We start from the raw sequence: 20,005 nt of genomic DNA, 5'->3' as shown, positions 1-20,005 counted from the left end.
GTTAGGTGACCGAATGAAAAAGATTAAAAAAATCCGGCTGCTAATGGTTTAGAGGAAGATAGCTATATTTTAGTAACCTTTTGTGTAATCTACAAGATTAATGGAAGGAGTCAGCCCGTTCAGATAATTTTTCAGATTCGGAATCAGGATGTTTTCAACCACGCGCCTGTCATAATGTTCTGTAGATCCTGAGGTGTGCGGAGTAATGATAACGTTGTCCATTTCCCATAAAGGGCTTTCCTTTGGCAGGGGCTCTGTTTCAAATACATCCAGACCTGCTCCGGCAATCGTTCCATCTTGTAATGCTTGAATCAACTCATCTTCGACGACAATTTCCCCGCGGCCGATATTAATAAAAAAAGCAGTAGGCTTCATAAGTTTAAATTGTTCGGTGCCGAATAAATGATGGGTCTCCTTTGTATGGGGCAGTGTTATGACAACAAAATCACACTGCGGCAGAAGGGCAGGTAGTTGTTGAGTTGTGTACATTTCATCCACAAAATCCGTTGGCTTTCCAGAGTGCCTGACACCAAGCACTTTCATACCAAAAGCTTTGGCAATTTTTGCTGTTTCTTTTCCAATTTCTCCGACGCCAATGATTCCGATCGTTTTCTCGTGGATTTCAAGTTTCATGTTGGCGTGGTGCCATGTTTTTGCTTGTTGATTTTTAACATATGTATGGATTTTTCTCGTTAGAGCAAGCATTAGGGCAAAAATGGTTTCGGAAATAGGATAGGCATGAACACCATTAGCGCTTGTTAACATAATATTTCTTGTCTGTAATTTCTCGAGCGGCAGCGAATCGACGCCAGCACTCCAAGTTTGTACCCATTTAAGTTTTGAATCGGGAACCAGACAGAATTCTTCAAGTCCTCTTTTCCATCCGGCAATAACCTCGGCATCATGAATGTGCGACTGCCAAACATTCTTGTCTTTCCCAACAACCAGCTCCCAATCAGGAATAATCTGACTAATCTTTTCATGTAAATCTGTCGGAAGATTATGAGTGATGACAAATTTTCTTTTCTTCATAGACGATCCCTCCTTCGGTATAATTAAATGATAAGAGTAAAAAATTCAGTCAGCAAGTTTTAAAAATTATGAAAAATTTCAGATGAATTTTCAATTTGTTATATAATAAATACCAAATGATGAGGGGGCGACAAGGAGAATGGGTATTGCCGACAAGAATTCAAAAGATATGACTTACAAGGAATATGCTAATTGGAAGGAAGATGAACGGTGCGAAGTGCTAGATGGCAGAATAATTAGTATGGCTCCTTCCTCATTGCCAGAGCATCAAGAAATTTCTATGCAATTATCAATTGAATTCGGTACTTATTTAAGAGGGAAAACTTGCAGGGTATATGCAGCTCCTATTGATGTCTATTTATTTGAAAATGCTCAAAAGAAATGGATTGATGAGAATGTTCAAAATTGGGTTATTCCAGATTTAGTTGTAATCTGCGACCCAAATAAGATTAAACGAAGCAAAATTTTAGGAGCTCCAGATTTAGTAGTAGAGATTATTTCATCTTCATCCGCAAAGATTGACAGAATGGATAAACGACTAGCTTATCAACGTGCAGGTGTTAAAGAATATTGGATCATTGATCCCGCCAATCAGGTTGTTGAAGTTTACCTTTTAAAAAATCACACTCTGGAACTTCATGATGTATATAACCGCGAGAATTCTATTCCAGTTCATATTTTTAATGACTTTTTGATTGATTTGACTGCTATTTTTCCAAGACGCGAAGAGTAGTAAAGATAGGGTGAGACAATGTTTGTACATAAAATTAATGAAGACCTGTCATTAAAATTAATAGAGTTAAAAGATGCGGATAGGCTATTTGAACTGACCGATCAATCGAGAAACTATTTACGAGAGTGGCTGCCATGGCTGGATAATACGACTAAGCTGGAAGATACAAAAGAGTTTATTAAAATGTGTTTAAAAGGTTTTGCTGAAAATAAAAGCTTAACCACCGTTATTTTATTTAAAGGCATTATGGTAGGTGTGGCAGGTTTTAATCAAATCAATTGGTCAAATAAAACAGCCCATATTGGTTATTGGCTGGGTGAACAATACCAAGGAAAGGGGATTATGACGCAAGTAGCGAGGGCCTTGACAGATTATGCATTTAAGGAATTAGGTCTGCATAAAGTAGAAATCAGGGCTGCTGCAGGAAATAAAAAAAGCCGCAGCATTCCAGAAAGATTAGGATTTGTTAACGAAGGATGTATCAGACAGGCTGAATGGTTGTATGACCATTATGTTGACCATGTCGTTTATGGGATGTTGGTCGAGGAATGGATATGAAGTTTAAGATTGGAGGAATCTAAATGAGTGGAACAGTCAAAACTCTCAAACCGCCGTATTATGCGGTCATTTTTACTTCCCAGCGGACTGATGGGGATAATGGCTATGGGAATATGGCGAAAAAAATGGTAGATCTAGCTTCGAAGCAGAGTGGCTTTTTAGAAATGGAAAGTGCTCGTGATGATCAATTAGGAATAACTGTTTCTTATTGGGAATCACTGGAGACAATTAAAAGTTGGAAAGAGAATTTGGCTCATAAAGTTGCCCAGGAAAAAGGTAAATCAGAATGGTATAAGAACTACTCTGTGAGGATATGCAGAGTAGAAAGGGATTATTCTTTTGAAGGATAATCTTTTATCAAGGAATCAATTTTCCAGCATTCGTACCGGATCGAATTCGAAATATTTGGAGTTATAGAAAAATAGAGTGATAGAATATATGCCAATAGCCTTAATCGGCGTTTTAGAACTTTGTTTTAAATCGTCCGGTATCTAATCACTTCAATTGGAACCAGAATTCTTTAATTTTTCCCCAGTTCGTGTTCCAATAACCCCGATTGGCACCGGAATTCTTTAATTTTTCCCCAGTTCGTGTTCCAATAGCTCCGATTGGAACCGGAATTTCTTAATTTTTTCCCCAGTTCGTGTTCCAATAGCCCCGATTGGAACTGGAATCCTTTAATTTTTCACCGCTTCCGGTGCCAATAGCCTCGATAGGCACCGGAATTTCCCGCTTTTTCCTAGCTTCGGGTGCCAATCCCTTAACGTTACCGGTCTAAACCCTTTCCCCGTCACTGGCCCAGAGAGAGCACTTCCATCTTTTTTGAAAAAATTGTATCCTACCTCAAAATCTGATATGATCCAATCAGTTAAAAAAGAAAGTGGGTCAATTTGTTGAAAAAGTGGATCATACTAATAGGTTCGCTAATGATCATTTTAAGCGCCTGTTCACAGCAGCAGTCGCCTAAAAATCAGCCGCCCAAGAAACCGGTAATGACCAAAGTATCCCTCTCAAAAATTGATCGTATTGTGATTGTGATTGAGGAAAACCATGCAAGTCAGCAGATCAACGGCAATCAATCAGCTCCTTACATGAATTCGTTGGCTTTTCAAGGCGCAAACTTTACCAATTATCATGCAATAGAGCATCCAAGCCAGCCCAATTATTTGGATATTTTCTCCGGATCAAATCAAGGGGTTACAAATGATCGAATGCCAAAAACGAAATTCACAGCAGACAATTTGGCCAGTGAGTTAATCGCGAAAAATTACACTTTTGCAGGGTTTTCGGAAGATCTGCCATCGGTAGGTTTTAATGGAGAAAAACATAACCATTATGCCCGGAAGCATAATCCGTGGGTAAATTTTACGAACGTGCCGAAATTGGCTAATCAGCCATTGAAAAACTTCCGGACAGATTTTCATAAGTTGCCGACTGTTTCCTTTGTGATTCCTAATCTTCAGCACGATATGCATGATGGGACAATTAAGGAAGCTGATCAATGGTTAAAAGAACATTTGGATGCTTATGTAAAATGGGCAAAAACAAATAATAGCCTACTCATCGTGACATGGGATGAGGATGACAATTCTCATGAGAATACAATTCCTACTTTTTTCGTCGGCCCAATGGTAAAACAAGGTGAATACCATCAAAAGGTAAACCACTTTAATCTTTTGAGAACTATTGAAGACATTTATGGCTTGCCGCATGCGGGGGAAAGTAATTATGTCTCGCCGATTGCTGATATATGGAAATAAAAGGGGGCATAATCGGCCCCATTTTATTCCTTAATACCAATGACCCGGATTCGTTTGTAATCAGCAATCCAGCATCCATCGTGAAATAGAATTTCTTTTAAATTATGCTCTGTTTTTAAAATGATTTGTTCTTTTGTTTCCGCTGAAACGTTCTCGAACATACTATCGGCAAACATTTCAATCCAATGTCTTAAGCCGTTCTCACCTTCTAAAGGTGTAGGCCTGTCAAAGTGCTGAGCAAATGTCACCCTAAAGCCAACGTCTTCCATCAAGGTTGTATACTCACCAATGCTTGGATAATACCATGGAAATTTCACGGTTTGATTTGCCACTTGCAGCTGCCGGATGATTTCACTAGTTAGGTGTTGAACGTTTCCTTTGCCGCCAAACTCAGCAATAAATCTTCCTCCTGGTTTTAAACTCATGTAAATGGAGTTCAAAGCCTGCTTTGGTGGTTTAACCCAATGAAGGACGGCATTAGAAAAAACCGCATCAAATTCATTTTCATAGTCAAGGGCTGTTGCATCCGCCACCAGAAACTTTAAGTCTGGGTACTTATTTTTTGCCTGCTGAATCATATTTTCAGAATGATCAATTTCCCATCACATCTACGCCGAATTCTGATATTTTCTTGGTCAAATCACCAGTGCCGCAGCCAAGATCAAGAATTTTCTCTCCTTTTTTTGGAGATAATAAATCGAGTAAATCATTTCCAAGTCTTGAAACAAAAGAATGTTTCCTGTCATACAAAGCTGCATCCCATTCCATTATTCATCGCTCCCTAATTCGTGTTAATTGAATTATAGTAGATCTATTCAAAAAATAAACAAAAAAGCTTAGAGAAAATCCTCTAAGCTCCTAATAATTTGCTCTTTCATCTCTAGATGTATTTTTCGGCACGAGTGGAATTCGGTTGTAAATCCCAACAATAAGACGTGGAATTGGCTGTAATAATCCTCTTAACTGATATACAACGATACTAACGACTAAGCTGACAATTATACTACCAACAACATCCATTGGATAATGGTGTCCAACATAAACACGGGAAAAACCGACTAAAACTGCAAGCAGAGTCATAAATAATCCTGTTTTAAGATGTTTCCGCAGTAATACGGCAAAAGCGATTGAAAAAGTACCGGTTGCATGGTCACTCGGGAAAGAAGCATCTTTTGCATGCTGTAATAATAAATGGACTTTATGAGTGACAAATGGACGTGGTTCATCGTAAATGTGGCCGATGACCATGTTAATCACTAAACCGATCACTGTTGTAATCGCAGCATAAACCACTGTGTATTTTGTACGTTGCTTTCCAGCAAACCACATAATCAGTAAAATGAATGCAAAAATAATGAAAGCTTCTTTAGACATAAAAACCATTAATTTATCCCAAAAAGGATGATGACCGGCAAGGTTATTAATCGATTGAAATAAGCTATAATTCATCCAAAAACCTCATTTCTTTAGAATAGTAGATGTATAGTTATTAAAGCAATGCTTTAGATTTCAGCCCAACAACTATTATCCATTACTATGCAGATTTAGTAAAGGTGAAAAATATTAAAAGTATCTTAAATCCATAAACCGAAATCATTGGTTATAATATTTACTAGATTTTTTCCCTGAAAGGAGAAGCAAAATTGTTCGAACAAGCCCTTCCTCTGCTGGAATCTTACTTTGGTTACCACTCTTTCCGCAATGGCCAGGAGCAGGCGATTCGCTCCGTCTTAGCCGGAAAAAATACAATTTGTGTCATGCCGACGGGCGGCGGGAAGTCGATTTGCTATCAAATTCCGGCTCTGATTCTGCCAGGTACCACGATCGTTATTTCCCCTTTGATTTCACTTATGAAAGACCAGGTGGATGCCCTTTTGCAAATCGGGATCTCCGCCACTTTTATTAATAGTTCCTTAAGATTTAATGAGGCAAATGAACGGATGTACGAAGCAAAAAAGGGAACATATAAATTGCTTTACATAGCGCCGGAACGCTTAGAGTCACCGGATTTTATTAAAGACCTTAAAAGCATGAACATCCCTTTGGTGGCGGTTGATGAAGCCCATTGTATTTCCCAGTGGGGACATGATTTCCGCCCAAGCTACCGGCATATTCAACAAATGATCGATCATATGCCACAAAGGCCGAAAGTGCTGGCATTAACAGCAACAGCCACACCGCTTGTACGGGAAGATATTTGTCGTCAACTGGATATTGATGAAAGAAATACCGTCATTACCGGATTTGAGAGGGAAAATCTGTCCTTTTCAGTGATTAAAGGCCAAGACCGGCTAAAATTTTTATTCGAGTATCTTAAAAAGAATGAAAACGAAGCAGGCATTATTTATGCCGCAACCCGAAAGAATGTAGATCTGCTCTATGAACGGCTAAGGAAAGAGCACATCAATGCTGCCAAGTACCATGCCGGGATGGGAGATGTTGAACGGGCTCGCGAACAGGAGCGCTTTTTAGAAGACAAGGCATCCGTGATGGTTGCTACTTCTGCTTTTGGAATGGGGATTGATAAATCGAATATACGATACGTCATTCATTTTCAGCTCCCGAAAAACATGGAAAGCTATTACCAGGAAGCTGGACGTGCGGGAAGGGATGGACTGGCAAGCGAATGTATTCTGCTTTATTCTCCCCAGGATGTGCAAATACAAAGATTTCTAATTGACCAAGCCAGTGACAGAAGCCGCAAGAGTGCAGAGTTGGAAAAACTGCAGCAAATGGTTGATTACTGCCATACCGAAAACTGTCTGCAAGAATTTATTGTATCTTATTTTGGTGAGGCTGAAACGAAACCATGCGGCAGATGTGGCAATTGTACAGACAATCGCGGGAAAATAGAAGTAACACGCGAAGCGCAAATGGTTCTATCCTGTGTAGTTCGGATGGGTCAACGGTTTGGTAAAAATATCACAGCACAAGTATTAACTGGTTCAAAAAATAAAAAAGTAACGGATATGGGCTTTCATAAGCTCCCGACCTATGGAATTATGCAGAACAAGGGGGCAAAAGAAGTCGGTGACTTTATTGAGTTTCTCATTGCCCAAGAAATAATTGGAATTGAACATGGACAGTTTCCGACCCTATTTGTAACGCCGAAAGGAAAGGATGTCCTTCTGGGAAAAGAGCAGGTGTTCCGGCGGGAAACGGTACAAGTAAAACAAGTTTCCAAGAACGATCCATTATTTGAGACATTAAGAGAAGTGCGAAAGCGGATTGCTGATCGGGAGAATGTACCGCCATTTGTCATTTTCTCTGATGCTGCGTTAAAGGACATGTGTGCAAAAATACCGAAAACAAGTGAAGAGTTTTTACAAGTCAGTGGTGTCGGGGAGCATAAACTGCAAAAATATGGTCAGGAATTTATTCAAGAGATCCGTGCTTTTTGTGAGGAGCATCCTGATTACAAGAGTGAACTGGAGGCTGATTCAGAACCACTGAAAAAGCCGGCTAAAAAGACAGTGGGTGAATCTCATTTGGAAACATTAAAACTGTACCAAAGCGGATTGTCAATAGCCGAAATAGCGAAAGAACAGGGGCTTGCTATCAGTACGGTGGAAACCCATTTGCTCCAATGTGCCCAGCAGAGTCTTGAGGCAGACTTCACCAGACTTATCCCTGACGAGTACATCCCGCTATTGGAAAATGCGGTTGCAGAAGCCGGGAGAGAGCGGCTTAAACCGATTAAAGAACTTCTGCCAGAGGAAGTTAGTTATTTTATGATTAAGTTATATGTTTATCATCTAAGTAAAACAGCCCGGTGAGGCTGTTTTTTATTAAGGTAAATCAATACATTACCGGTGGATTAGCGGATTTTTCTCAAAGATCATGACGAATTTTGTTCCTCATAGTGGCTTTTTATAAAATTTATTTGAAAATTATGGAGTTGTTTGAAATTTGTGTTAATATGAAACTATCAAAAAACGAGAGAAGGTTTTGGTCATGGAACAGGATGTTATTCTTTGTTTGAAAAATTTAACAAAAAGCTATGGGGCAAAAGAGGTATTAAAAGGAATTAATCTTACGGTGACCCGCGGGCAATTTATTGGTTATATCGGGCCTAATGGCGCCGGGAAAAGTACGACGATTAAGATTTTACTTGGAATTGAAAGCGGCTATGCCGGTAAGGTGGAGATGGTTGGGAAAGAGATCACGGAAACGGATTTTACCTATAAAGAAAAATCGGTTATGTCCCGGAAATCGCCGAGCTGTATGACAATCTCACAGCAAGTGAATATTTAACCTTTGTCGGCGAATTGTATGGAATGGATGTTAAAAAGGCGAATGAAAAAGCACAAAACTTAATGAAGGTATTTGGGATGGAGGAGGTTTATCACTCGCGAATTGCCTCTTTTTCCAAAAGAATGCGGCAAAAAGTGCTCATTATTTCGAGTTTGTTACATAATCCTGAGTTATTATTTTTGGATGAACCATTAAGTGGCCTTGATGCCAACAGTGTAATGGTATTGAAAGAAATTCTTTCTATTATGGCAGCGAAAGGAAAGACGATTTTCTATTCTTCTCATATTATGGATGTCGTTGAGAAGATCAGCAATCGCATAATTTTAATAAATGATGGAAAAATTGTCGCTGATGGTAGCTTTATGGATTTAAAAGAACAAAACAAAGAGGGAACATTGGAACAAATTTTCAATCAGCTGACCGGCTTTAATGAACACAAGGCAATCGCCGAGGAATTTGTATCCATCGTCCAAGAGGTGTAGATTGTGAAGGATTTTCGAACATTAAAAATATTAGATCGTTTCAGAGGCTTATTTGAGCGCTTTGGCATTGATTATCCGGTAATGAGGAAAATATTGGCGGTTAAATTAACAATGGACGGACGCGGGACTCCGACCGTCTTTAATCAACAGAAGAAAAAGCAGAAGCCTGAAGAGAATGGATTTATAAAATCCCTAGGGATGTACGTTTTAATCAGTATTGTACTTATTCCAATTGTAAACTTCGGCCAAAATTATCTTTATCAAATGAGTATTTTTTTCGGGGTTGTTATGTTTCTCGTGATGACTTCGATGATTTCGGACTTTTCCAATGTTCTTCTCGATGTTAAGGATAAAAGCATTCTTCACACGAAACCAATTGAAAAAAGGACGATCAATGCTGCAAAAACGGTTCATATTTGTCTCTATTTATTTTTTCTCACCATGGCTATAGCCGGTATCCCAGTAGTAATTGGGACAGTCACCCATGGACTCATATTTTTGATTTTCTCGATATTTGGATTAATGTTCATCAATTTGTTTATAGTAGTATTCACCGCCCTTATTTATAATTTTATTTTACGGTTTTTTGATGGTGAAAAATTGAAGGATGTTATTAATTATGTGCAAATTGGTCTATCAATCGCCGTTATGGTCGGTTATCAGCTGTTAGGGAGAGCTTTTAGCTTTGTCGATATGAAAATCACCTTCTCTCCAAGCTGGTGGCATTTCTTCATCCCGCCCATCTGGTTTGGAGCGCCATTTGCCTTATACTTTGGGCACCAGTCTAACAAGTTTCTTTGGCTTTATTTCTTGTTAGCTTTCCTGATCCCCGTTATATCGATCATGATTTATATCCGGATGATCCCATCATTTGAAAGGAATCTTCAAAAACTCTCCAATCATAGCAGGAAAAGCAAACCAAGAGAACGCAGGTGGAAAAATTGGCTGATGCATACCATTTGTCGAAGTAGAGAGGAGAAAGTATTTTTCCGATTTGCCGATCACATGATGCGAAATGAACGGGAATTTCGTTTAAAAGTATATCCGTCACTCGGCATGTCACTTGTCATTCCTTTTATTTTCATCTTTAATCAAATTCATATGACTTCCTTTGCCGATATGGTTTCAACCAAATGGTATTTGGCGATTTATTTTAGCAGTTTAATGATTCCAACCGCTGTTTCGATGATGAAATACTCGGGGAAATATAAAGGCGCTTGGATTTACAAAACAGCTCCTGTTGAAAATTATGCGCCGCTATTTAGTGCCGTCCTAAAAGTGTTTATTGTTGATCTCTATTTGCCAGTATTTTTAATTCAAAGTGTTATTTTTGTCTTTATATTTGGGTTTAAAATTGTTCTCGACTTATTGGTTGTATTTGTTGCTTCCATTTTGTATATGGTTATTTGCTCGCGTTTTCTGAAAGGGTCGCTTCCATTTTCCGAGTCATTTGAGAATGCAAGGCAGAGTGCAGGTGTGAAATTAATTCCTGCTTTAATACTTGCCGGTGTTTTTTGGGGAATTCATTTTGCGGTTACTTTTATTCCATACAGAGTTTTTAGTTATCTTATTCTTCTTTTAGGGATCACTATTTTTTCCTGGAAAATGGTCTATAGGATGGTATGGGGGGATTCCTAATGGTGGTCTTTGTCGATACCGCACGATTGATCCTGTTATTTCCCGGGAATTTGTCGAGAGGCTGAGGTTGTTTTGAATATCAGCACGTTGGTGTGCATAAGCTTTTTTGTAGTGATGAAATCCCTAAATCAGTTATAATAGTTAAGTTTGGTTACATCTGATTTAAAGGAGATTGCCATGAAAACAATAAGAAAAATTTCCCCCTCATATGATCCATGGGAAGCTTATCTGGATATTGAACAATATGGAACAGCACAGTTGACCAATATTGAATTTACGACAACAACTCTATGCAATATGCGCTGCGAGCATTGTGCTGTAGGGTATACATTGCAAACGAAGGACCCGGATGCATTGCCGATCGGGCTCATTTTACAAAGAATAGATGAAATCCCGTATCTCCGAGCTTTAAGTATTACCGGCGGGGAACCAATGCTTTCATTATCCTCTGTCAAAAACTATGTGGTACCGATTTTAAAATATGCCCATGAACGAGGAGTGCGAACGCAGATTAATTCCAATTTAACCTTGGACTTATCTCGTTACGAATTAATCATTCCATATTTAGATGTTTTACATATCTCACATAACTGGGGCACAGTGGCAGATTTTGTAGAGGGCGGCTTTGCTCGGATGGAAAAAAAGCCTGATCATGAACAACGAGGAAAATATTTTAAAAGAATGATAGAAAATAGCCGTGAGCTGGCAAAGGCCGGTGTTATCGTATCGGCCGAAACCATGTTAAATAAACGGACATTACCCCATCTGGAAACGATCCACCGCCAGGTTGTAGATGAAATGCTTTGCCAGCGCCATGAGATTCATCCCATGTATCCAAGCGATTTCGCCAGCAATTTAGAAACATTATCACTGGAAGAAATAAGAGCCGCAATCCACCATTTACTGGATATCCGGGATGAAAATGTGTGGATGCTGTTTGGCACCTTGCCGTTCTATGCCTGCAGCAGCAATCAAGACGATCTGAAGCTATTAGAGAGGCTGTACAAGAGTAAAAATGTTACCGTTCGGAACGACCCCGATGGGCGCTCCCGTTTGAATGTTAATATTTTTACCGGTGAAATTATTGTGACCGATTTTGGGGATACCCCGCCGCTTGGGAATATTCAAACGAATACGTTGCTTGATGCCTATCAAACATGGCAGTCCTCTAGAATAGCAAGGGAATTAAGCTGTCATTGTCCGCAGGTTGCTTGCTTGGGGCCTAATATATTAGTGAAGAATAGTTATTATCAAGATGAAGATTTTACGATTAAGAAGGCGAATATTACAAAGTGATGGTTAATTGCTAAAAGGCCGCGCAAATGCGCGGCTTTTTGTATGACATTTTCTGAATAGCATTCGAGTTTAGTGGAAAGGTAAAACTAGAGAGATTATATGTGTAATAAATATTTTTTAAATATTTATATTGATAAAGGAAAATTTTTTCTTATAATAAAACTTGTTGAAAGTGTTTTCATATTATTTAAAGGGTGGTTGGGAGATGGATGCTTACTTATTAATCATCACACTGCTTGCGATCGTGGTTGTCATTATAGGGGTTTCCGTATTTAAATGGCATGCCTTTATTAGTTTATTAATCGCAAGTTTATTTCTAGCGATTCTATCTGGTATGAGTCTGGATAAGATTGTAGCTTCTTATGAGGCCGGTGTCGGAGGCACATTGGGACACTTAATCGGGATCATCGCGTTTGGGACCATCTTAGGCAAGATGCAGTCCGAATCAGGTGCAGGATTACAAATTGCCAATTACTTTATCAAGATATTTGGTGAAAAGAAATTGCCGTGGGCAATGTTCTTCTCCGAATTTATCGTAGGTATTCCTGTTTTCTTTGAAGTAGGTATATTAATATTATTACCGCTTGTGATTTCTGTTCAAAAAGCTTCGAAGCAAAATATTTTATTGGTTGCACTTCCTGCAATTGCTGGATTATCGATTGTTCACGGATTGGTGCCACCGCATCCAGGGGCCATTGCAGCAATTGGCATTTATGGCGCCAATATGGGGAAGGTTCTGCTTTATTCTTGAATTATCGCCATTATTGCCGGGATTATCGGCGGACCGCTTTATGCGAAATTTATTCACAAACGTGTAATACCTGTTGGCGAACCAAAATTGGTTCATGTGGAGGATCATTCGAATAAAAAATTAGTACCTGGTGTGGGAATTTCTTTCTTTACCATCCTTTTACCAGTACTCTTATTGCTTTTAGGAACTGTTGCTCCATATATGCATCTACCTAAGGGTGTGGAAAAATTTTTCGCCTTTATCGGCAGTCCGTTAGTCGCCTTATTAATTTCTAGCTTATTTGCTTATATTTTCCTTGGATTCCGCCATGGAATGGATCGAAACTTAATTAAGAAATTTACAGAAGAATGTATTATACCAGTTGGCTCCATTGTACTGATTATCGGCGCCGGCGGAGGTTTTAAACAAATTCTGATTGATTCTGGTGTTGCGAAAGTTATTGCTTCTGCATCACAAGGTATGCATCTGTCACCACTAGTACTGGCATTTATCGTAGCCGGTTTAATTCGAATTGTAACAGGTTCCGCTACCGTTGCGTTAACAACCGCAGCCGGAATCGTTGCGCCGATTGTTGCTCATATGCACGGAGTAAATCTTGAACTGCTTGTGATCGCAACTGGTGCAGGTTCATTAATGTTCTCTCATGTCAACGATGCCGGGTTCTGGATGGTCAAAGAGTATTTGGGATTATCTATTAATGAAACGTTTAAAACTTGGACAATACTGGAAACCATTCTCTCATTCGTTGCTTTTATCGGCGCACTGATTATCAGTTTGTTTGTATAGGTTAAAAGGCACAAGATATTCCTGTTTGAGGAGTATCTTGTGCCTTTTATGTTGTTGGGAGAAAAGAGATAGAGCTTTCCGACAAAAGCAAGAAAAAACTACTGATAAAATAGCAAAAAATCTCCCTCGGGCATTACAGCCCAAAGGGAGGATTTTAATTTACCCACTTCTGCTGAAAACTTGTAATGTATCCGTATTCTTCATTTAATACTCGAGATAGCCGGATATAAATGGGAATTAAATCTTGATAAATCTCGACATGTTCCGGTATAGGCTGGTGAGCATGAGTGGTGCCGACCCATTCGGACATAATGGAGAAATCATCAATTTTTCCAAGTGCATACATGCCTAGAACAATGGCACCAAGGCAAGAACTTTCAAAGGTTTCCGGAACAACGACTTCATGGTTAAAAATATCGGCCATCATCTGCCGCCATAATTCAGAGCGTGCAAAGCCGCCGGTTGCCTGAATTTTTTTCGGCATGCCGATCATCTCCTGCAGGGCGAGCATTACAGTATATAAATTCAAGATGACCCCTTCAAGGACTGCCCGAATCATATGCTCTTTTTTATGATGGAGGCCAAGACCGAAAAAGGAACCTCGCGCATTGGCATTCCAAAGCGGCGCCCGTTCGCCTGCCAAATAAGGGTGAAAAATTAACCCGTCCGCACCAGGTGTAACTTTTTCCGCAATTTTGGTTAAAAGATCATAGGAATCAATCCCAAGCCGCTTTGCCGTTTCTACCTCTGAACCTCCGAGCTGGTCACGGGCCCAGCGGAATGTCATGCCGCCGTTATTAACCGGGCCGCCGACCACCCAATGATTCTCTGTCAGGGCATAACAAAAGATTCTTCCTTTTGGATCTGTTACCGGGTGATCTGTGGCGGTTCGGATTGAACCGCTTGTACCAATCGTTACGGCAATTACACCTGGATCGATGGCATTAACGCCAAGATTGGAAAGAACCCCATCACTGGCACCCACGATAAACGGTGTGTCAGCAGAAATTCCAAGCTCTGAAACATATTCTGGTTTCAAACCGGTTAAATAGAACTTTGTTGATACTGGTTCTGACAGTTGTTCACTTGTAATACCAGCTACTTGTAAAGCTTCTGTATCCCAAGTTAACTGTTCTAGATTAAACATTCCGGTAGCTGAAGCAATCGAATAATCAACCACATATTGGCCAAAAAGTTTATAAAAAATAAACTCTTTAATTCCAATGAATTTTTTCGTTTTCTGCACGATTTCTGGATGATCGGCGTTAAGCCAGGCAATTTTGCAAAGCGGAGACATCGGGTGAATGGGTGTTCCGGTTCTGCGGTAAATTGCAAGTCCATTTCGTTCATTTTTGATTTTTTCTGCCCATTTGGTGGCTCGGCTGTCTGCCCATGTAATGCATCGGGTAATCGGTTTGTCGTTTTCACCGATCGCAATCAGGCTGTGCATCGCAGAACTGAATGAGACAAGTTCCAGATGGCCGGTATGAATGTTCCCTTTTTTTATCGCCATTTTAATGGCTTCAACGACAGCATGAAAAATTTCCTCCGGATTTTGTTCGGCAATATCTGGTGCCGGGCTGTAAAGTGGATATTCCACATGGTGCATGCTGATAACGGTTCCTTTGTCAGCGAAAAGAACGGCTTTTGTGCTTGTTGTGCCAATATCAACACCAAGATAGTATGAAGCGTTAGACATAAGTCAATCTCCTTTAAATAAGTAAATGCAAAAAAAATACTCAAAAATAAATATTATAAGAAAAAATATTTCCTTAGTTATTATAGTACAAATCACAATGGGTTTAAAATTTTTTATAACTTATTTTGCCCAGTGATTTCATAATTGTTGCAGGACAATTTTTCGGGATATTTGGAACAATATTGACAAGGAGGGAGTTGAATTGGACGTTTTTACGCAGCAAGAATTGGGTCGACCATGATTTGGATTCCAGGTACATAAATGTGAACTATCCATATGCCATCATAATTTCCGACAATGAGGGGCAGATCACGTTAAGAGGAAATACAGGCTCTGATTATGGGCAAAATGGGGAAGAAATTTGAGAGCTACTTCATTAAAAGAGCTTCAGGAATGGTTTGAAAACAACATCGGTGAATAAAAACAGCCTGGCACCAACTAAATGTGGTGCAGGCTGTTTCATCTAACAGCATCTTGAGACTTTTCCGCCTTTTGCATTATAACGTTCTTCCTGTGCTTCGCAAAAGAATTGCTTCCGGGATTTGACCGGCTCGCCGGGGTGGTGTGTCTTCATATGTTCGACATAGGTTTCATAGCTGGGAACTCCGACAAGAAGACTGAAAAATTGTTTCCGGTAAGCGTTCATTTTTCTTAAAGTGTTAAGCATAATGTTTCAAATCTCCTTCATCATGCGGTACATATGGCGACTCATGCAACGGCAATTTGTGATTAGTGATAACCTTATACCAAATACTAAGTGCCGAGATGAATACAACAATCACAACGAGCATGAAAATACCTGTCAGAGTAGCATCGACATAGTCATTAATCAATACTTGTTTCATTTGGGCGGCCGTTTTGGCAGGTGCAAGAATTTTTCCGCTGTCATAAGCTTGTTTGAAAACTTTTGCATGGGACAGGAAGCCGACTTTCGGATTGGCATCAAAGAGTTTTTGCCAGCCCGCAGTTAATGTCACGATTAACAGCCATGTAGTCGGCAGTAATGTAACCCAGGTATAGGCTTTCTTGCCCATTTTAAAGAGAATGGTTGATCCTAATAATAAAGCGATACCTGCCAGCATTTGGTTGGCAATGCCAAATAGCGGCCATAGGGTGTTAATTCCGCCAAGCGGATCGATGACACCCTGGTACAGGAAGTATCCCCATAATAGTACACATAACGCCGTAGCAATCATGTTCGGAAGTAAGCTTTCTGTTTTCTTAAATGGTTTATAAGCAGATCCGATCAAGTCTTGAATCATAAAACGGCCGACCCGTGTACCGGCGTCAATCGTTGTTAAAATGAACAATGCTTCGAACAGAATGGCAAAATGGTACCAAAATGCCATTAATGCTTTACCGCCGATCACTTGCGAGAATATCGTCGCCATTCCGATCGCAAGAGTCGGGGCACCGCCAGTTCTAGATAAGATTGATTGCTCGCCTACATGTTTGGCAATCGTTTTCAAATCATCCGGGGTAACTGTAAAACCCCAATTGGAAATGACGTGAGCTGCTTGAGCGGCATCAGTGCCAATGACTGCTGGAGGGCTATTAATGGCGAAATATACACCTGGATGAAGCACACATGCGGCGATCATCGCCATTACCGCAACAAATGATTCGGTCAGCATCGCGCCATAGCCGATTGGCCGGGCGTGAGATTCGATTTCGATCATCTTTGGCGTTGTTCCGGAAGAAACAAGGGCATGGAATCCGGATACAGAACCGCAGGCAATTGTGATAAACAAGAATGGGAACAGGTTGCCGGCAAATACAGGACCTGTACCATTGATAAATTTCGTTACGCCTGCCATTTGTAGATTCGGTGCTACAATAATAATGCCGAGTGCCAGCGCCAAGATGGTACCGATTTTTAAAAATGTACTTAAATAATCGCGCGGAGCCAAAAGAAGCCAGACTGGTAAAACAGAAGCAATAAAACCATAGATAATCATCATAATAGCGATGGTTTCACCTTTGAAAGTAAACATGGCAGCGAGGGACGGGTTCTCTGCGACGGTCTGTCCAAAGAAAAGAGCAAACAGCAATAATACAATGCCAATTAAGGATGCCTCGCCAACTCGTCCCGGTCGAATATACCTCATATAGATTCCCATGAAAATGGCAATTGGAATCGTTGCCGCAATGGTAAACATTCCCCATGGGCTTCCCACTAATGCTTTAACCACGACAAGTGCTAAAACGGCTAATAAAATAATCATAATACCTAAAATACCGATCATAGAAATGATGCCAGTTACTTTGCCCATTTCATCCTTAATCATTTCCCCGAGTGATTTCCCATCACGGCGCATAGAACCAAAAAGAATAATAAAGTCCTGAACAGCACCGGCCAATACAACACCGACAACAATCCAAAGCGTCCCCGGCAGGTAGCCCATTTGGGCAGCTAAGATGGGACCGACTAATGGGCCGGCACCAGCGATTGCGGCAAAATGGTGGCCAAACAGCACCCATTTGTTCGTTGGAACATAGTCTTTCCCGTCGTTATGCAATTCGGCAGGTGTCTTCCGGTTGTCATCCAGCTGAAACACCTTATGGGCAATAAACTTGCTGTAAAAGCGGTAGGCAATGGCATACACACAGACAGCAGCCGTTAATAGCCATATCGCATTAATACTTTCGCCGCGATTTAAAGCCATGACCGCAAAACCTGACGCACCTAGGGCTGTAATGATCCCCCAGATGAGAATAGATTTAAACGCTTTCATGATACTCCCCCTTTTTGTCTAGTATGGTAATATTATACTATACATTTTTGAAAATTTGAATAAGTCTTTCAATTTTGTGTGACAATTATTTTTGCTATTCGTCATAAATTAGTTAGACTCAAACCATTATTTTGATTTAAACTATAATTACGAATGAAGTAAAACGCGGGTGAAGTTATGGAAAAACAGCTGGAACAATTGAATGAAATTATGGAAGTCTGCCTGCTGGCAGGTAAGATTATTCTACAAAGCGGGGGAGAGACCTATCGGGTGGAAGATACGATGATGCGGATCGCGGCTGCCTTCGGGATGGAAAATTCACATAGTTATGTAACCCCGACTGGAATTATTTTTTCAACTGAAGGAACAGGGCCGGTCACGACAAAACTGATACGGATATCCACACGATCCACAGATTTAAAAAAAGTCTCAATGGTTAATAGCATTTCAAGAAGAATTGCCTGCGGTGAGGTAAGTCTCCAAGAAGCTAAAAAACTTTTAAAAGAAATTGAAACAATGAACCTCACTTTTCCGTTTAAAATACAAGTAGTGGCTGCATCAGTGGCAGACGGCTGTTTTATGATTATGTTTAACGGGCATTGGATCGATTTTATCCCTACGATGATTTCGGGAGGCGCAGGGTATCTTAGCTTTGTTTATTTTCATCGCTTTATTCCGATCAAGTTCTTTTCTGAATTTCTGGCTTCGTTTATTATTGGGCTATTGTCCTTTCTTCTTGTCAAAATCGGACTGGGACATCAGTTGGATAAGATTATTATTGGATCGGTCATGTCGCTCGTTCCTGGTTTATTACTAACCAATGCGGTCAGAGATTTGATGGCTGGCCATTTGGTTTCGGGCCTGTCAAAAGGGGCAGAGGCGTTTCTTACAGCTTTTGCCATTGGAGCTGGGATTGCAGTCGTATTATCATTTTTATAAGATGGGGGCTTTAGATAAAGTGGATCTATTAGCACAATTAGTGACAAGCCTAATCGGAACAAGTGCATTCGGGATCATTTTCAATGTACCAAAAGAATCATTAATAAAGTGCGGTCTGATTGGAATGGGAGGCTGGGCTGTCTATTACCTGCTAGAAGGCTACACGAAGGATGCTGTTTTAGCTACAATTACCTCCACGATTTTTATAGCTGTGCTAAGTCAGGAATTGGCCAAATTTTACAAAACACCAGTGACGATTTTTAGTGTTGCTGGGATGATCCCACTGGTTCCGGGAGGTATGGCGTATGATGCAATGCGCAATTTTGTAGAGAACGATTATAATACCGCGCTGGCCATTGCAGCAAAAGTATTGATGATTGCTGGTTCTATTGCCTTTGGGCTTGTTTTTTCCGAAGTTATTAATCAGATTGTCATCAAAATGAAAAAACGTAAACAAAAGGTGTAATCTTTTTAAGCATTTGTTAAGAAAATAGGTATAAAATCATTTATCATTCCACTAATTTTTGTTAAGGTAATATTGAAAAGTTCCTAAGAATGGATTGTTCCGTTATGAAAAAATTGATCGTCGTTACCATTATCCTATTAATTTCATTAGTAGGCGCTCAGGCCATATTTGCAGATGAATTTAATCATCTAGAAGCAAAAATAAAAAAATCCGCCGCCTTATTAAAAACGAATGTTGTAGTGAAACAGGTAAATGAGCCGGTTTTCCCGGTCAGCAAGCTGCTAGATGTCCCGTTAATCAAACAAATGGATCCGCCTTTCTTGCACAACGGCTGTGAAGTAACAAGTTTGGCGATGATTCTTAATTACAGTGGGATCAAGGTAACAAAGAATGAATTGGCAAATCAAATTCAGACAGTGCCGTTTACTTATAGTAACGGACTAAATGGCAACCCCAATGCCGGCTTTGTCGGAGATATGGCAAATGGTCCAGGGTATGCGGCATATAATGGCCCAATTTTTAAGCTTGCTGCAAAATATGCAGGAGAAAGGGCGGTCAATCTAACAGGAAGTCCATTTACGGATCTATTAAAGCAAGTCGCACAGGGCAGGCCTGTGTGGATTATTACCACGGTAGAATTTGCCCCAGTTTCTGACTTCGAAACATGGAACACACCACAGGGAAAAATTCAAATCACTTATAGTGAGCATAGTGTCGTGATCACTGGTTACGATCAAGATTCCATTTATATCAATGACCCATACGGTGATAAAAATAAAAAATTAAATCGCGTTACTTTTGAGAAAGCTTGGGAGCAAATGGGGAAACAAGCGATTGTAATTGAATAAAGAATGGCTTGGCGACTGTCTGCCAGGC

Annotated in this window: 16 protein-coding genes and 3 pseudogenes; 13 read left to right on the top strand and 6 right to left on the bottom strand. The window is 40.1% G+C overall.

From position 1 onward, the window contains the following. Positions 1-69: 69 nt before the first annotated feature. Positions 70-1,032, bottom strand: a complete 963-nt coding sequence (locus BFU02S_RS00670; protein ID WP_066365214.1) for a D-2-hydroxyacid dehydrogenase — start codon at positions 1,030-1,032, stop codon at positions 70-72. Positions 1,033-1,171: 139 nt separating this feature from the next. Here BFU02S_RS00670 and BFU02S_RS00665 point away from each other — a divergent pair, with 139 nt between their 5' ends. The 4 genes from BFU02S_RS00665 to BFU02S_RS00650 all read left to right on the top strand — a co-directional run bounded on the left by BFU02S_RS00665 (position 1,172) and on the right by BFU02S_RS00650 (position 4,083). Then, positions 1,172-1,765, top strand: coding sequence for a Uma2 family endonuclease (locus BFU02S_RS00665; RefSeq protein ID WP_066365210.1), 594 nt, complete (start codon positions 1,172-1,174; stop codon positions 1,763-1,765). Positions 1,766-1,783: 18 nt separating this feature from the next. Beyond that, entirely contained in the window at positions 1,784-2,323 is a 540-nt protein-coding gene (locus tag BFU02S_RS00660; protein WP_066365206.1) for a GNAT family N-acetyltransferase, read from the top strand. Between the two features lie 23 nt (positions 2,324-2,346). After that, the gene (locus BFU02S_RS00655) at positions 2,347-2,673 is read left to right on the top strand and encodes an antibiotic biosynthesis monooxygenase family protein (protein WP_066365203.1); all 327 of its coding nucleotides are present in this window, start codon (positions 2,347-2,349) and stop codon (positions 2,671-2,673) included. A 543-nt stretch (positions 2,674-3,216) separates the two neighbouring features. After that, the gene (locus BFU02S_RS00650) at positions 3,217-4,083 is read left to right on the top strand and encodes an alkaline phosphatase family protein (protein WP_235841957.1); all 867 of its coding nucleotides are present in this window, start codon (positions 3,217-3,219) and stop codon (positions 4,081-4,083) included. A 23-nt stretch (positions 4,084-4,106) separates the two neighbouring features. On the opposite strand, the pseudogene BFU02S_RS00645 reads toward BFU02S_RS00650, so the two are convergent. Together BFU02S_RS00645 and BFU02S_RS00640 are read right to left on the bottom strand one after the other, a co-directional pair. Beyond that, a pseudogene (locus tag BFU02S_RS00645) lies at positions 4,107-4,851 on the bottom strand (class I SAM-dependent methyltransferase). Between the two features lie 90 nt (positions 4,852-4,941). Further along, complete coding sequence (locus tag BFU02S_RS00640; protein ID WP_066365195.1) at positions 4,942-5,532, bottom strand: undecaprenyl-diphosphatase; 591 nt, start codon at positions 5,530-5,532, stop codon at positions 4,942-4,944. 194 nt (positions 5,533-5,726) lie between these two features. Here BFU02S_RS00640 and recQ point away from each other — a divergent pair, with 194 nt between their 5' ends. From recQ to BFU02S_RS00615, 5 genes and pseudogenes are all read left to right on the top strand, one after another. Continuing rightward, positions 5,727-7,859 carry a DNA helicase RecQ gene (gene recQ, locus BFU02S_RS00635; protein ID WP_066365192.1) on the top strand — a complete coding sequence of 711 codons (2,133 nt, stop codon included), beginning with the start codon at positions 5,727-5,729 and terminating at the stop codon, positions 7,857-7,859. A gap of 178 nt (positions 7,860-8,037) precedes the next feature. Next, a pseudogene (locus BFU02S_RS00630) lies at positions 8,038-8,819 on the top strand (ABC transporter ATP-binding protein). Positions 8,820-8,822: 3 nt separating this feature from the next. Beyond that, positions 8,823-10,457, top strand: a complete 1,635-nt coding sequence (locus BFU02S_RS00625; protein ID WP_066365190.1) for a hypothetical protein — start codon at positions 8,823-8,825, stop codon at positions 10,455-10,457. A gap of 177 nt (positions 10,458-10,634) precedes the next feature. Then, positions 10,635-11,753, top strand: coding sequence for a radical SAM/CxCxxxxC motif protein YfkAB (gene yfkAB / locus BFU02S_RS00620; protein ID WP_066365189.1), 1,119 nt, complete (start codon positions 10,635-10,637; stop codon positions 11,751-11,753). 205 nt (positions 11,754-11,958) lie between these two features. Continuing rightward, positions 11,959-13,290, top strand: a pseudogene (locus BFU02S_RS00615) (GntT/GntP/DsdX family permease). A 154-nt stretch (positions 13,291-13,444) separates the two neighbouring features. Here the strand turns inward: BFU02S_RS00615 and gntK are convergent. Beyond that, complete coding sequence (gntK, locus tag BFU02S_RS00610) at positions 13,445-14,989, bottom strand: gluconokinase (RefSeq protein WP_066365188.1); 1,545 nt, start codon at positions 14,987-14,989, stop codon at positions 13,445-13,447. 197 nt (positions 14,990-15,186) lie between these two features. On the opposite strand from gntK, the gene BFU02S_RS16585 reads away from it, so the two are divergent. Continuing rightward, positions 15,187-15,354, top strand: coding sequence for a hypothetical protein (locus BFU02S_RS16585; protein ID WP_157075828.1), 168 nt, complete (start codon positions 15,187-15,189; stop codon positions 15,352-15,354). Positions 15,355-15,452: 98 nt separating this feature from the next. Here BFU02S_RS16585 and BFU02S_RS00605 read toward each other — a convergent pair whose 3' ends face one another. Next, positions 15,453-15,656, bottom strand: a complete 204-nt coding sequence (locus BFU02S_RS00605; protein ID WP_066365187.1) for a YbdD/YjiX family protein — start codon at positions 15,654-15,656, stop codon at positions 15,453-15,455. Then, complete coding sequence (locus BFU02S_RS00600; RefSeq protein ID WP_066365184.1) at positions 15,649-17,724, bottom strand: carbon starvation CstA family protein; 2,076 nt, start codon at positions 17,722-17,724, stop codon at positions 15,649-15,651. The genes BFU02S_RS00605 and BFU02S_RS00600 overlap by 8 nt, the downstream gene beginning before the upstream one ends. A 177-nt stretch (positions 17,725-17,901) precedes the next feature. Here BFU02S_RS00600 and BFU02S_RS00595 point away from each other — a divergent pair, with 177 nt between their 5' ends. The 3 genes from BFU02S_RS00595 (at position 17,902) to BFU02S_RS00585 (ending at position 19,977) form a co-directional block, all read left to right on the top strand. After that, positions 17,902-18,663, top strand: a complete 762-nt coding sequence (locus tag BFU02S_RS00595) for a threonine/serine exporter family protein (RefSeq protein ID WP_066365183.1) — start codon at positions 17,902-17,904, stop codon at positions 18,661-18,663. A 19-nt stretch (positions 18,664-18,682) separates the two neighbouring features. Then, positions 18,683-19,129, top strand: coding sequence for a threonine/serine exporter family protein (locus tag BFU02S_RS00590; RefSeq protein ID WP_066365365.1), 447 nt, complete (start codon positions 18,683-18,685; stop codon positions 19,127-19,129). A gap of 104 nt (positions 19,130-19,233) precedes the next feature. Continuing rightward, the gene (locus BFU02S_RS00585) at positions 19,234-19,977 is read left to right on the top strand and encodes a C39 family peptidase (protein WP_066365182.1); all 744 of its coding nucleotides are present in this window, start codon (positions 19,234-19,236) and stop codon (positions 19,975-19,977) included. Positions 19,978-20,005 lie beyond the last annotated feature (28 nt).

The organism is Neobacillus fumarioli NBRC 102428, from assembly GCF_001591485.1.
Lineage (GTDB): Bacteria > Bacillota > Bacilli > Bacillales > Cytobacillaceae > Neobacillus > Neobacillus fumarioli.
The sequence above is the reverse complement of the archived record's forward strand: the minus strand, read 5'-3'. Positions and strand labels throughout refer to the sequence as shown.